Annotated in this window: 13 protein-coding genes; 3 read left to right on the forward strand and 10 right to left on the reverse strand. The window is 50.3% G+C overall.

The genetic code is table 11. The features are described from left to right. Positions 1-9 precede the first annotated feature (9 nt). Positions 10-1,776 (reverse strand): L-fucose isomerase, encoded by a 1,767-nt coding sequence (locus tag ACFORK_RS16300; protein ID WP_379200735.1) that lies wholly within the window; start codon positions 1,774-1,776, stop codon positions 10-12. Between the two features lie 255 nt (positions 1,777-2,031). Between ACFORK_RS16300 and ACFORK_RS16305 the strand changes: the two genes are divergently transcribed. Continuing rightward, entirely contained in the window at positions 2,032-2,814 is a 783-nt protein-coding gene (locus ACFORK_RS16305) for a DeoR/GlpR family DNA-binding transcription regulator (RefSeq protein WP_379201229.1), read from the forward strand. A gap of 201 nt (positions 2,815-3,015) precedes the next feature. On the opposite strand, the gene ACFORK_RS16310 is transcribed toward ACFORK_RS16305, so the two are convergent. Then, complete coding sequence (locus ACFORK_RS16310) at positions 3,016-4,413, reverse strand: helix-turn-helix domain-containing protein (RefSeq protein ID WP_379200737.1); 1,398 nt, start codon at positions 4,411-4,413, stop codon at positions 3,016-3,018. A gap of 147 nt (positions 4,414-4,560) precedes the next feature. Beyond that, positions 4,561-7,236, reverse strand: a complete 2,676-nt coding sequence (locus ACFORK_RS16315) for a YhgE/Pip family protein (RefSeq protein WP_379200740.1) — start codon at positions 7,234-7,236, stop codon at positions 4,561-4,563. 218 nt (positions 7,237-7,454) lie between these two features. On the opposite strand from ACFORK_RS16315, the gene ACFORK_RS16320 reads away from it, so the two are divergent. Both ACFORK_RS16320 and ACFORK_RS16325 read left to right on the forward strand, forming a co-directional pair. Then, positions 7,455-7,985 carry a hypothetical protein gene (locus ACFORK_RS16320; RefSeq protein WP_379200742.1) on the forward strand — a complete coding sequence of 177 codons (531 nt, stop codon included), beginning with the start codon at positions 7,455-7,457 and terminating at the stop codon, positions 7,983-7,985. Between the two features lie 246 nt (positions 7,986-8,231). After that, a complete protein-coding gene (locus tag ACFORK_RS16325) occupies positions 8,232-8,390 on the forward strand; it encodes an asparagine synthase (RefSeq protein ID WP_379200744.1) in 159 nt (52 codons plus the stop codon). Positions 8,391-9,375: 985 nt separating this feature from the next. Here the strand turns inward: ACFORK_RS16325 and ACFORK_RS16330 are convergent. Genes ACFORK_RS16330 through aroE form a run of 7 tightly spaced genes read right to left on the reverse strand, consistent with a single transcriptional unit; the run spans position 9,376 to position 13,888 of the window. After that, positions 9,376-10,146 carry a class I SAM-dependent DNA methyltransferase gene (locus tag ACFORK_RS16330; RefSeq protein ID WP_379201231.1) on the reverse strand — a complete coding sequence of 257 codons (771 nt, stop codon included), beginning with the start codon at positions 10,144-10,146 and terminating at the stop codon, positions 9,376-9,378. A 29-nt stretch (positions 10,147-10,175) separates the two neighbouring features. Further along, a complete protein-coding gene (locus tag ACFORK_RS16335) occupies positions 10,176-11,123 on the reverse strand; it encodes a CvfB family protein (RefSeq protein WP_379200746.1) in 948 nt (315 codons plus the stop codon). Beyond that, positions 11,120-11,467, reverse strand: coding sequence for a ribosome silencing factor (gene rsfS, locus ACFORK_RS16340; RefSeq protein WP_379200748.1), 348 nt, complete (start codon positions 11,465-11,467; stop codon positions 11,120-11,122). The genes ACFORK_RS16335 and rsfS overlap by 4 nt, the downstream gene beginning before the upstream one ends. Further along, positions 11,464-12,042 (reverse strand): bis(5'-nucleosyl)-tetraphosphatase (symmetrical) YqeK, encoded by a 579-nt coding sequence (gene yqeK / locus ACFORK_RS16345; protein WP_379200750.1) that lies wholly within the window; start codon positions 12,040-12,042, stop codon positions 11,464-11,466. The genes rsfS and yqeK overlap by 4 nt, the downstream gene beginning before the upstream one ends. Continuing rightward, complete coding sequence (locus tag ACFORK_RS16350) at positions 12,026-12,616, reverse strand: nicotinate-nucleotide adenylyltransferase (RefSeq protein ID WP_379200752.1); 591 nt, start codon at positions 12,614-12,616, stop codon at positions 12,026-12,028. The genes yqeK and ACFORK_RS16350 overlap by 17 nt, the downstream gene beginning before the upstream one ends. Positions 12,617-12,667: 51 nt before the next feature. Continuing rightward, positions 12,668-12,961 carry a ribosome assembly RNA-binding protein YhbY gene (gene yhbY, locus ACFORK_RS16355; RefSeq protein WP_379200754.1) on the reverse strand — a complete coding sequence of 98 codons (294 nt, stop codon included), beginning with the start codon at positions 12,959-12,961 and terminating at the stop codon, positions 12,668-12,670. Positions 12,962-13,018: 57 nt separating this feature from the next. Further along, positions 13,019-13,888, reverse strand: coding sequence for a shikimate dehydrogenase (aroE, locus tag ACFORK_RS16360; protein WP_379200757.1), 870 nt, complete (start codon positions 13,886-13,888; stop codon positions 13,019-13,021). Positions 13,889-13,901: the final 13 nt, after the last annotated feature.

A 13,901-nucleotide genomic window follows, 5' to 3' on the forward strand; every position in this document is an offset into this window, starting at 1 on the left:
TTCCGAAGTTTAATAGAGCGGGCCAAAGTTCTGGCAGGCTCTGTAGTCTGCACTTTCCAGATCCTCTGTGCCGAAGAGCGACCAGACACGCGGTCTGAAGATATGTTCTTCAGCCACATTGTGCATGCTTACCGGAATACGCAGCATGGATGCCAGTGTCAGCAAATCTGCACCGATATGGCCGTAGCTGATGGCCCCGTGGTTCGCGCCCCAGTTGTTCATCACATCGTATACCGTTTTGAATGAACCCTCGCCAGTCAGCTTTGGTGCAAACCAAGTAGTCGGCCAAGTCGGATCGGTCCGCTGATCCAGCGTATGATGCACATCCTCTGGCAGATCTACCGTGTAGCCTTCGACAAGCTGGAGAACCGGCCCAAGACCCTTCACCAGATTCAGACGCGCCATCGTTACCGGCATGCCGCCTTTGGTCAGGTAGTCGGTAGAGAAGCCGCCCCCGCGGAAATACTCCTGCGACGCCGGACGGAATTCCGTCTTCTCGACACAGATCTTCGCTTCCTCGTCTGTAATCTCCCAGAATGGCTTAATCGCCGGCTGACCATCAATGGTCTGTTCACCCGTTCCATCCAGCGCCGCCGAACCGGAGTTAATCAGGTGCAATAGACCGCCTGCTGCCTCACCTGCAAGCTTATGGCCGGTCACACGTTCCACCGCCGCTGGGCTCCAGTATGTACGGACATCAGCGAAGATTTGCGCTGTATTCGTCAGCAAGTAGTTGAACAGCATCGTTACACCATTAAGGCTGTCATTCTCTGTAGCCAACATATAAGGTGCGCGTCTGCCGTTCCAGTCAAAGGACGAGCTCAGAATCGTCTCCATGAAGTCCCCGTTCGGGAAGTGGTCTGTCCATTGGCGCTGCCCCTGGAATCCAGCCACAATCGCGTTGTGACCATTCGCTTCTTCCGCGAAACCAAGTGCCTCAAGCTCCGAATTGCCGACCATGAGGTCACGGGCAATCAGCGTCATTTTTACAACAGTCTCCCATTGCTTATCCTTCTCTTCACGGCTGATCTGCAGATGCGCCGGGTTGTTATCTGCACCTTCGGCACAATTCTCCTTCACCCAAGCCAATGCGCGCTCGTATTCCTTCGGATCATAAATGCCCTCTTCTATGCGGCGTACAAATTCAGACATATCTATATATTCATTACGCATGCCAAGGTAGTCCTGGAAGAACTGCTCGTTCACGATCGAGCCAGCAATCCCCATGGAGACAGAACCCATCGAGAGATAGGACTGGCCTTTCATAATCGCTACCGCCAGTGCCGATCTGGCGAACTGGAGCAGCTTGGCCTGCACATCATCCGGGATGATTTCGCTGCCGGAGTCCTGCACATCCTCTCCATAGATACCGAAGGCCGGGATGCCCTTCTGGGCATAAGCGGACAATACAGCCGCAAGGTACACCGCACCTGGACGCTCGGTTCCATTGAAGCCCCACACCGCATGCGGAATCGTTGCATCCATGTCCATCGTTTCCGTACCATAACACCAGCAAGGCGTCACAGTGATCGACACCCCTACATTTGCTACAGCAAATTTATCGCGGGCATTCGCCGCTTCTTTAACCCCACCGATTGTAGTATCAGCAATAACGCACTCTACGGGCGAGCCGTCGGGATATTTTAAGTTCTGTTGTAAAAACTCAGCCACCCGCTCCGCCATTCCCATGGTCTGTACTTCCAGCGATTCACGTACCCCGCGTCTTCTGCCATCAATGGTCGGACGAATCCCAATCTTCGGATATTTAGCTGCCACTGTACTTCCTCCTCAGCATCACATTATGTTTGGTTAAATAATCGAATTTATATCATTGCAACTTCAGCCAACAATCATTTCTTCTTCATCATAAAAGGTGTAAACGCTTAAGTCAACATAAAAACCACAGTTAACCGAAACATTAATGTGGTATTATGTGATATTATATATATCGAATGTGGTTTTTCATTTCATTACAATTCTTTTGCATTTATAATCCTTGTAGTAAACTAGGAGATAGAGATATTGAAAAAGGTGAGTGAACGGATGAAAGCATTTGAACGGCGGGACCTGATTATTAAAGAGCTGTACCGGAACAGAAAAGTCCATGTTGCGGACCTGGCACAGAAGTTTCAGGTGTCTGAGGAAACGATACGACGCGATTTGGACAAGTTAGACCGGGACGGTCTGGCCAAGAAAAACTATGGCGGCGCAATCCTGAACGCCCATACCAATGAAGACCCCTCCTATGCCAACCGGCATCAGGTCAACATTGAAGCCAAGCGGCTAATCGCAGACAACGTGCTGGATCTCATCAACGATGGCGACAGCGTGATGACGGATACCAGTTCGACGGCCTTTGAGGCGTTGCGCCGGATCATCGAAGTGAAGAGCAATTTGACGATTATCACCAACTCGCTGGTAGTGTTGTCCGAATTTCAGCATTCCGGGCAGAAGCTGATCTCCACAGGCGGTACACTGGGGCCGGAGACCAGTTCCTTTGTCGGCCCGAATGCTTCGCATACCATCCAGAAATACAATGTGGATGTGGTCGTTTTCAGCTGCAAGGCGTTGTCCATGACAGGCGGAGTCAGTGATTCCAATGAAGCGGAAAGCGAGCTGAAGGTGCTTATGCAGCAGCAAGCCAATAAGGTGGTCCTCCTCGTAGACCATACCAAATTTGACCGGATTGCGTTCATCAAGCTGCTGAATTTTGATAAAATCGATTATATTGTTACCGACCAGAAACCGTCCGAAGAATGGATCGAGTTCTTGAACAGTCATCAAGTGTCGCTGATTTATTCGAACGAAGAGTAGCCTGACTATGAGGCTGAGCCAATAAAAAAAGAATCTCTACGTTAAGCAGAGATTCTTTCTTTACTTTATAAGTATACTAATGCTCTTCTATGCCTAAGTATAATTTCTTAGCTACCAGTTCCATGAATCAGAATTTTGATAGATGGTTGGCTAGAATTAACATCTGCAGCATAGGCAGGAACCGCAACGGTCAGAGCCACGCTAAAAACAACCAGCAACATACTCATTTTTCTTTTCATTAAGTCTTTGCACCTCACTTATTAATTTTTTGTACTTCTCTTGATTTTCTCTTGTTGTTAGATGTCGGATTTCTTCAAATAATCCAACACATTGAATCACACAGCTGTCATTATTTATCTTAACAGAAAGTTCCAAACTTTTTAATATATAATAGACACTTTTTTTATATCTATTGGTTCGTAAATAGTAGGTCGCCAGTTCACATAAAAGATTAGTATATTTATCTGACATGACTTGCATACTAAGTTTCCCCAATTTGCTACGGTGTTCTTTATACATTAAGTGAGATTGGAACTGTGTGATAACCTCATCTGCATTGAACCCGATACGGTTCGCTGCTTGCATAATTTTGATAAAAGCTGGCAGAACTTCATTTTCCCTAGTTTTTATATACGCCACGTATTCTGAAAGGATTTCAACTTCCCCATTCATCAGACGGTGTAGATATGTATTGGCTACAGCCCATTCCTTGAACTGTTCCATAATCCACTTGGCTTCTTCACTATCTTCGCGTATCCAGCTAGAATCAGAATACAGTGCTGCATACCGCATGGCCTGCTCATAGTCACCATTCTCATGGCTGACCGCTGCTCTTAATAAATAGGAGTACAAGATATAAAAGCACAGCGGTTTTTCAGGTTTCTTGTGCTCAGTGCGGCTGATATTTTTATCATATTTGTTCTCATATTGAATGAATGCCTTTTCTCCCATTCGCTTAGCCAGAGAATCTACATTGCTCCAGCGGTGCAGTGAGGTGTAGATATTCGCCAAATCCCGCAGCGCATCCAGTTGATCGCTCTCATCCAACCGCTCGACAAAATACTCAAAATATACCGCAGCCCGCAGATTAGCATCCTGGTCATATCCTAGCGATATCTTGAACAGCCGGTACTGACATAATGCTAGCCGTTCGGAATGCTGATACTTCTCACTTTCGGCCACGCTTTCGTACAAAATTGCAGCAGCTTCATATTTGTCATCATTAAAAAAGTCTTCAGCCGTTTCAAATAATACCTGGGCATACATCAAATTATCCATCAGATTAGCGACTATCTTCCGGATACACTCCAGTCTGTTCAAGTCAGCACAACGATGAAGAAAGGGGCCTAATCGCCGCCAGTTAGGAGTAGAATGTACGAAGCATTCATCCACATATAAATCGTACAAGGCGCCTGCGCCAAGTCCCATCCCCGAGGTGATGCGCTCAAGCTGCTGCATGGCAATCGGACGGTTACCGCTGACAAGTCTGCTGAGCGTGCCGGAATGAATCCCGGATATTTTGGAGAATTGGCTCACCGTAAGATCGTTGTCTCTCAGATACTTGTCCAACTCCGCCCGGATTGTGGTCTCTGGATTCAAACAAACACCACCTCCAAACCCATATATTAGAATTAAAGATCATTTATACCTATATATTAGATGTAAATATTACACAGGTCAATAAAATGGTTGAGTTTTCAAAGATATCTTTAAGATGTTGAAAATTTTTTTCTTTTTTCTATATTCTTAGGAAATCAACTTTGATTTCTCCGCCTGTTCTGCGGCCTTGTGAATGAACCGCTCTAACGGCTTTTTAAGTGTCAGGGCCAGCACAAGAGCGATCAGGCCGAAGCCAACCAGATACAGAGCATCACGAATAGCCACCTCTGGCAGTATGCCGCCAACCGCTTCCCGCAGTAAGCTAATCGCATAGGTGAATGGCATGAACGGATTCAGCGCCTGAAAAAAAGGACCGGTGGTGCTGATCGGAAAAGTCCCTCCGGAGCTGGAAAACTGCAGCACCATGAACACAATAGCAATCCCCTTGCCGATATTGCCAAACACGGAGACAAAGGTGAAGACAATCGTCACGAATACGATACTGATCAGCATCGCGAACAGGATGAACCACCACTTGTCGGCGACGTAACAATGCAAGATAAAAATATTACCGAGTGCGGCCACCAGCGCCTGTAAAATACCTACAGTGAGAAAAGTAAGCAGCCGTCCGAAGTAGAGCTGATACGACTTATAAACTATGCCCTCCGTCTCCACAGATGTGCGCAGCAGCGAAATCAACAGCGTTCCGCCCACCCATATGGACAATACTACGTAAAAAGGGGTCATGGCCGATCCATAGTTCGGAATTGGATACAGCTTATTCTCCTTAAGGATTACAGGATTGGCCAAAAAATCACTTTTGGACTTGATATCGCCCCCAAGTAGATCCGCAATCTGCTCCAGATTCACATCTTGCTTGATCTGGCGAATCGTCGCCGCCGCTTTGCGGATGGCGGTCTCCAGTAGCGGCAGATCGTCCCGCACCAGCTCCGCTGCGCGTTCCACCCCCTTGTCCGCCTTCGGCAGCCCGGTGCGGATCAGGTCCGCTGCCTTGCGGACCTTCTGCTCCACCGCTGGCAGATCGTGGCGGGCAAAATCCGCCGCTTCATGGATTCGCTGCCCAGCGGCGGGAAGCCCCTGCTGAATCCGCGGCAGGACGTCGCGGACAAAAGCGCTGAAGCGCTGCATCTTATCCGCAATCCCGGCGGCCGACGTATGGACGGCCGCCCTGATGGCGGGCAGATCCTTCTGCAGCGCCGCCAAGCCCTCCTGCCCGTACTGTATGGCCGCCGCTGCATCCTGCAGGATGGCGGCCAGTGCGGGCAGGCGACCCGGCACCTCCCGGAGCCGGGTCGCCGCGTCCTGTGCAGCCGCAGTCAGCGGCTGCAGTGCGCTCTGAATGCCTGGCAGCGTGTGCGTCTCGAAGCGGGAGATCAGCCGGCCAAGCGCCGTTGATCCCTGTCCCGTTCCGGTGCTGAGCTGCTGCACCCTACCAGCATCCGGCTCGCTACCGGCTTCCAGTGCTGAGGCGAGACTGCCGGCCAGGGCAGACTGCGCAGCGAACTGGTCTCGGACCCCTTCCAGGGCCTGGACATCGGCCGCAAGCGCATTTCCAGACGACAGTTCATCCAGTGAATTCAATAGCGAGATCGTGCGGTCCAGTACATTTTTCCCAGCCGCAAGCCGGGCCAGATTACTATTAAGCGCGCTCAGCGCAGCCGCTGTCTCCAGCGTACCGGCCTTCAAGCCCTCTGCGAGCTGAGCGACAGCATCCTCCGTCTGGTCCAGCAAGTACAGATTCTGCTTGATCACAGGGGGAATTGCCGCAAGGGCGGCGTTGTTCTTCTCGATAAACTGTTGCAGTTGCTGACCAAAGGCACTTCCGGCAGCGGCAATCTTGTCAGCCTGTGGCAGCGCCTTCATCGCTGCATCCACGATTTTCCTCCCATTTTCCAGATCCACGCTCGCCTTGTTAAGCACCCCGGCCACGTCATCAAAATGCTCATCCAGTCCGCTGACAAGCTTCGCTGCCCGCTCCAATTCCGGTAACTTGGACTCCAGCTCCGTCAAATGCCCAGCCGCTTCACTAATCTGCGGCCAATGGGCATCGACCGTTTCTAGCGCCGTTCCAGCTCTCTCGACCTCTGGCAGCTTCTGCTCCAGCGTCGCCAGCCGCTCTGCTGACTGGTGAATTTGCGGCCACTCCTGATGAATTTTCAGCACCGTTCTCCCGGCGGCTTCAATCTGCGGCAGGTTATCCTCCAGCAGGAACAATCCCTTCTCCACTCTGCGGATCACGGGCAGCTCAGACTGAAACTGGCGGTCGATCCTGCCGAGGGCCGTCAGCACCGTTTCACTGAGGGTAGCGGTAAAATGCTCGCTAATCTGGGCCGTGATGGATGACGCACCCTTAGCCGTAATTTTGGGAGCGATCGCATTAATCTTCTCATTCACGGTGTATTCGATTTCCGGCTTGTTTAGCCGGCCTTCCAGAATCCCGGCCATCTTGCTGGAAAAGTCCTTGGGAATAACGACACTGGCATAGTAATCTCCTCGCTGTACCCCATGCCTAGCCTGCTCTGCATCCATAAAGGTCCAGCCCAGACTCGTATTATGATGCAGACTTTCCAGAACCTCCTCGCCGATGTTGAAGCTCTTGTTATCCACGGAAGCCCCCTCATCCTGGCTAGCTACTGCTATCTTAATCCCTGAGGTATTGCTGTAAGGGTCCCACACAGCCGCTACATTCACCCAATCATAGATGGAAGGCAGCACAACAAGCGCAGCAATCAGCAGAACTGCCGTCGGTACCTTGAAGACGTTGCGCCAATCGTTACGGTAGATAGTGATAATTCCAGCCATTTTCCGGTCACTCCCAGCCTCAAGTTTGGATATTCTAATATGCCCGGAGCAGCCTTCGTTTACTATGAATGGGGACTATTCACTTTTTTTGCAGTAGCCCAAAAATATTTGCAACCTTTCCACCATTTCATCGTTATTAGTAGTACAATACTCGTTTGATTAACAGCCCAAGGGGTAATTAATCTTACACTGTGTATCAAGCCAAGGGGGAGATTTCATTGTTCAAGAAAAAGTCAGCTTATGTCCTGCCCGTTGTCATCCTATTATTCCTGTCCCTCATTACATCGGCAAGTACAGTCGGAACCTCGGCCAGCGCGGAAGGCCGCGGTGACACCGTTCAGCATACAACCGTGTATATTCATTCTCTTCATTCAAACAAAGGTGTATTATCGGCAATCACTGATGAGATTGAATGGTATCAAGGTGCCGAAGCTGATAAAATTTTCGCCCAAAGAGAGCCGGAAGCCGCAGCAGAGCTCGGCGGAACGCCTGACGGATATTATATCGTGAACGACAGTCCTACACTCACCACCTACCGGATAGCGCCTGACGCAACCGTGACCATGCAGATTTATGACCGTACCGGCAAGCTGGAGGATATTGATATTCACTGGAACGAGAAGATCAGCCTAGAGGAATTCACGCAACAATTTGCCAAGAATCACAATCTGGATCTGAGCCAGTTCCCTTATCACCTCACGATCAAAGATGGCGTAATCACTTCCATCGTTCAGCAATACATTCCTTAAGTTTTAAAAATTCAAATAGGCTACGCCCGCTTGGAAGATTTATCCCCTTCAAGTAGGCATAGCCTTTTTTGTTCTCTTCTGTCTCTTTTCAGCCCGTTCTCAGCCCGTTCTCTCTCTTCTTCCTCCTTCTTTGGCCCTTCTCTGCCTTGTCTTCTCCATTCATCCCCAGTCAGGACCCTGTATAATTGGCGCTCCCTCTACCCACACTAATTCTGTCTTTCAAACCACCGAGAAGGAGTGTTTCATATGCGTGAAGGTCTGATTCCCACCGTTCTTGGAACCGTAGTTACTGCTTCTAGTGCTGCTTTTCTAGGCAGCAAGTATAAGATGGCTGCAACCGGCGTGCTTGGGTTTGGTCTGGCGCATATTGTGCTCGGCGCCATCGATCTGTTTGAACACCGGTAATTGGTTGAAGGATACCGGACCGCTCGTGTCTAAAAGCACGGTGGTCCGGTTTTTTTGCGCCGAGGGGTTTATGAGGCTTGTGGGGCTTGTGGGCTTGTGGGCTTGTGGGCTTGTGGGCTTGTGGGCTTGTGGGCTTGTGGGCTTGTGGGCTTGTGGGCTTGTGGGGCTGGTGGCTTCTGTGGTTTTTACAGTAACTCTGGTCTCTCTGATATCCCCGGTATCTTTGGTTTCTTTGATTTCTTTGGATTTATGGGGTTTATAGGTTATTATGTATTTTATGGGAATTTATACTGTAACCAGGCGAACCGGGGAGGTAACTTCTAGAAACAGATTGAACTGGAAGGATAACCTCTGGCCAATACTTAAAATAACGACATTTTTGTACCTTATATCCATCATTTTAGAGAAAAAAGGAAATTAAGAGCATTTTTGTACCTTATTTCTCCACTTTATCCTTAAAATACGTTCCATCGAAAGAATTAACATACAAAAATGTCCTTAATCTTCTTCCCGCCTTCTTTCCGGCCAAATTAAGGTACAAAAATGCACTTATTTCAGCATTAGCGAGGCAGGAGAGAAGTAAGACGGGGGGAGTCGCGGAGAGCAATATGGGGGCAGCGCGGAAAACAACGCGGTTGAACAGAGAACCTCTTCCGTGACTCAAGGAGGGGCCATGAAAGGGGCCACAAACGGATTCGGTCAAAAAGAAAAGGCAGCCGCCTGCGAAAATCACATAGACTGCTGCCATCCCTGAGGCTCATTGTTGAGATTAGGGGTGGTGCCCTGTCGCTCGAACAGAGCGAAGGGCCGGAGGAATTCTGGAGAAACGATAGTGTTCGCCTTTAAAGTCCGATTTCACCCTATAATCTCTTATTACAATCAGAAATCGGACTTTAACAGCGATCGTAAGAAACCTCCGGCCCGCAGCGCCCCAGTTCAGCGAACTCCCCGCCCCTAGACTAAATCAGTGAGCCATCCAACCCATTCATTTTACACAAATATAAAATAACCGCTGGGCATCATCATCCGCCTCAACCCATTCAAAATCAGCGAACGTCTCCACGCTGGAGAAACCTGCCTTGCGCAGCTCCGCCTTTAACCATTCCGGTTCGTAAGCACGCTGGATGTGAGTCTCCTCAAATCGGTGGTACAAACCATTACCTCTTTCTTCACGGGCAAAAATGGAGAGGTGATGCTCAATCTCGCGTCTTGGTACATCCAGCTCACAAGTCCAGATATAGGATACTGATTCCTCATCCAGAATAAAAGGCTGTTCTTCCTCATAGCGGATCAGCGTATTCGGGTGATGGACGTCGAACAGGAACGTTCCTCCCGGCTTTAATCCAGCATAGGTACGAGCGAAGACGGCGCGGATATCTTCCTCTTCCACGACATAGTTCAAACAATCGCAGAATGAAATTACAGAATCCACCGGCTCAGGCAGTTCCCAGGCCTTCATATTCTGATTGACCCAACGAACACTTCCCTCTCTAAGAAAACGCCGGCCCTGTGGATGATCTTCCATCTTGCGCTGAGCAACGGCTAGCATGTCCTCCGAGAGATCAATGCCCGTCATCCGGTAGCCGGCTCCTGCCAGCGGAATCGTGATTGCTCCCGTTCCGCAGCCCAGCTCCGCTACCGTCAGCGGCTTGCCGTATTTACTCCAGGCTGTCTCGACAAATGTAATCCAGTCTGGATAAGGCATGTCCGCCATCAGCTCGTCGTATACATAAGCAAATTTCCCGTAGGCAGGCACTGCGTTCACCGCACTTTCTATAATCAAGCTTATTGTCCGGCTTGTCCGGATTCGCCCTCACGGGCACCGTTTCCTTCTGCCGAAGCATCCTCCTGCGAACTCGTTAGGTGGGTCCAGTTCTCCTTCTGGGTGACTAGACCCTCCTTCATGAGCTTACCAAGCGCCCGCTTGAAGGCCGATTTACTGATCCCGAAGCGCTGCTTGATAATGTCTGGAGGCGTTGCATCGGAGTATGGCATCGCACCGTTAGGACGCGATTGGAGGAATTCCAACAGCGTCGTGGAATCCACATCACGACCGACTTCCTTGCGCTGACTCATTGACAGATTGACCCGGCCATCCTCGCGGATATGCGAGATCCGTGCCCCGATTTGTTCACCCAGGCGAAGCAGGCGACTACGTTCGGAGGAATGAACCATACCGATGATACCAAAGCCCAGTACACCGGCATCCACAAGGACGAATGTCCCCATTTGCAGCGGCTTGTAAACTCTGGCGGAAACAGTCTGGCCCTTCCATGACTCAGGCGCTGGTACTGCGAGCGGAGCTAGCTCCTGCTCCCCAGCCAGCTTCGCTCGTAGACGACCCTGTTTATCATGTTCCATAAGAACAAACACCTTATCGCCAATCTGTGGCTTAAGCTCGTTCAGATCAGGCAACTCGCGGATTGGGAGCAGCAGTTGACGGCCAAGTCCCATTTCCAGAAAACAGCCCAGTCGTGGATGGATGTCCGCTACTTCCAGCAGCGCCATTTCGCCAAGTTGCAGATAAGGCTTATTCAAGGTAGCGGCAAGGCGGTCTTCGGTGTCAAAGAAAATGAACACTTCCAGCTTGTCGCCTGCTTTAGGCTTGCTTCTATTAGCCAGCTCCGTATAGTGAAGCATGACTTCTTCGTCGCCGTTAGTCAAAAAATAACCGTACGGAGAGACTTCACGCGCTACCGTTAAGGTAACTGTAGTTCCAGCAATCAGATTCATACGTTCTCCACAACCTTGGCATCGGACCACAGACGCTCAATATTGTAGTATTCGCGCTCATCGCGGTGGAAGATATGGACAACTACATCCCCAATGTCCATCAGCACCCAACGTGCAGAATCCATTCCTTCGATGCCGCGGATAACACCGCCTGCTTCATGCACAGCTTTACGAACCTCGGTAGCAATGGCTTGCACCTGGATATCGGAATTACCGTGACAGATGACAAAGTAATCGCTGATCGGTGAAATATTGCGCAGATCCAGCGCAACGACATTCATAGCTTTTTTATCTTCAGCAGCTTTAAGCGCCAGCTGCAATAGCTTGCTAGGTGTTGGACTCATTCTTTTTCCTCCAATATTCTGACTAAATCATTTCGGGCCAGTACGGTCAGCGGGAACACAATTCGGCGTTTCTCGAGCAGCAGGCTGATGGTAGAATCAAAACCGGCGACTAGTCCGTCTTCAAGACTGGCTTTCGCCTGCTTGCGAATGTGATTGACACCTGGAAAGTCGCGTCCTGGCTCAATGTAATCGGCGAGACAAACCACCTTTTCTAGTATCCCCATGCCCTCACGGCCTGAGGTATGATACTTTATGGCATCCAGTATCTCGGAATCGGTAATGCCATAGTCATGTTCTGCGACAAAAGCTCCTACCTCTGCATGCCAAAGCTGCTTGTCATGTGCCAGCAGTTCTTTGGACAAACCGTTCTGCTCAATAATATCCCGCATACGTTCCACAGGCCAATACTTAGCTACATCATGCAGAATGGCTGCAGTTTCCGCGCGAACAGGGTCAGCTCCGTAGGTCTCCGCCAGCTTGACGGAGGACTCCATGACGCCCAGCGTATGCTTCCATCGCTTGTCGGGCATCTGCGCAGAGACCGCCTCAATTAGCGCCTCACGACTGTATGCCATATAGTCCACCCCTTTGCACATATTCATAAACACCATCTGGTACCATATAACGGATCGACCTGCCTTCAGCCGCCCGCTGCCGCAGCATTGTCGATGATATATCCACCTGCAGCATATCCGCGAGTGTAACCCGGCCGGCAATATGATCAGGCAGCGCCTTCAGATCCAGCGTCGTCCCAGGTCTACCCACACCAATAAAGGTCAGACGCTGCACCAATTCATCGATAGACTGCCACTTTGGCAGGTACTCCACCATGTCGGCACCAATAATAAAGTAAAACTCCGACTGCGGATGCTTGCTCTGCAGCTCCCTAATCGTATCAATGGTGTAGGAAACACCGCCTCGCAGGACTTCGAGATCCAGCGCGCGGAAGGAGGGATGATCCTTCACCGCCTCCTGTACCATGGCCAGTCTGTCTTCACCGGATGCCCCTGCTTTATGCTTATGCGGGGGAATATGTGAGGGCATGAACCAGACCTCATCGAGACGATAGGTATCCCTTGCCGATTCAGCCGCCAACATATGACCGATATGGGGAGGATCGAAGGTGCCTCCCATAATGCCAATCTTCAAGAGGCTCGCCTCCCCGTTTCCTATTCGTTTCACGCCTATATTCTTGCTTTATTAGCGCGGCAGCTCAATCGTCTTGTTGTCACGGGATTCCTTGTACAGAACGATAGTCTTTCCAATAACCTGTACAAGCTCTGAACCTGATTGCTCGGCCAATGCTGCACCAATTTCCTTCGGATCTTCAATATTGTTATTCAGCACACTGACCTTCATCAGTTCCCGCTTCTCGATAGCTTCATCGATATGACGGATCAGATGATCGTTCACTCCGCCTTTGCCGACTTGAAATACAGGATCAAGATGATGCGCCAGCGAGCGCAGATAGCGTTTTTGTTTTCCAGTTAACATAAATGAACAAAACTCCTTAATTAACATATTATTACCCTAAACCAGTAAATACATTGCTTATGCTCTGCCGCCGAGGCTTTCCTCAATGATTTGACGCATAATATCCACAGGAGCAGCCTGTCCTGTCCAGTACTCAAGAGCATATGCACCTTGATAGACGAACATTCCCAGACCTCCGTGAATGATACAGCCTCTTTCCAGGCTCTCCGTAAGAAGCCGCGTGTGCAGCGGGTTATAGATCAAGTCGCTGACCACTATTCCCGGGGGCAGCAATGCCGGATTGACCGGCAGTCCGTCGATATGTGGATACATCCCGACAGAGGTGGTGTTGATCAACACATCGATATCCTTCAGATGTTCCGTCATTTCATCCAGGGAGATTCCGGCCAAACTTCCCGATTGTCTCCATTCTGCCGCCAACTCCTGGGCCTTGTCCGCTGTACGGTTGGCAATGATGATGGAAGCAGGTGACTCCTGTAGCAGGGCAGCCACAATCCCTCTAGCCGCTCCACCAGCACCAATCACCATGATCCGGGTACCGGACAGATCAGGAATTGCTTCCGCCTTCAAGGAACGCACATACCCGATGCCGTCTGTATTATAGCCTGTGAGTACACCATCATCATTGACAATGGTATTGACAGCGCCGATGGCAAGCGCACTTTCATCCAGCCGGTCCAAGTATTCCATAACTGCCACCTTGTGCGGAATCGTGATATTGACCCCACGAAACCCCAGTGTCCGAATAGCATGCACGGCCTCGCCGAGATTCTCAGGCTTCACATGCAGGGGCACGTAAGCCCCAGAAATGCCCATAGCGTTCAAGGCGGCACTGTGCATCAGCGGAGATTTGGAGTGTCCAATCGGATCTCCCATCACACCCAGCAGGATATCCCCGTTCTTGTACTTTGCGGTAGCAGATCCCATACCGACCGTCCCC

The sequence above is a fragment of the Paenibacillus sp. GCM10012306 genome, from assembly GCF_042649265.1.
Classification (GTDB): Bacteria; Bacillota; Bacilli; order Paenibacillales; family Paenibacillaceae; genus Paenibacillus_AQ.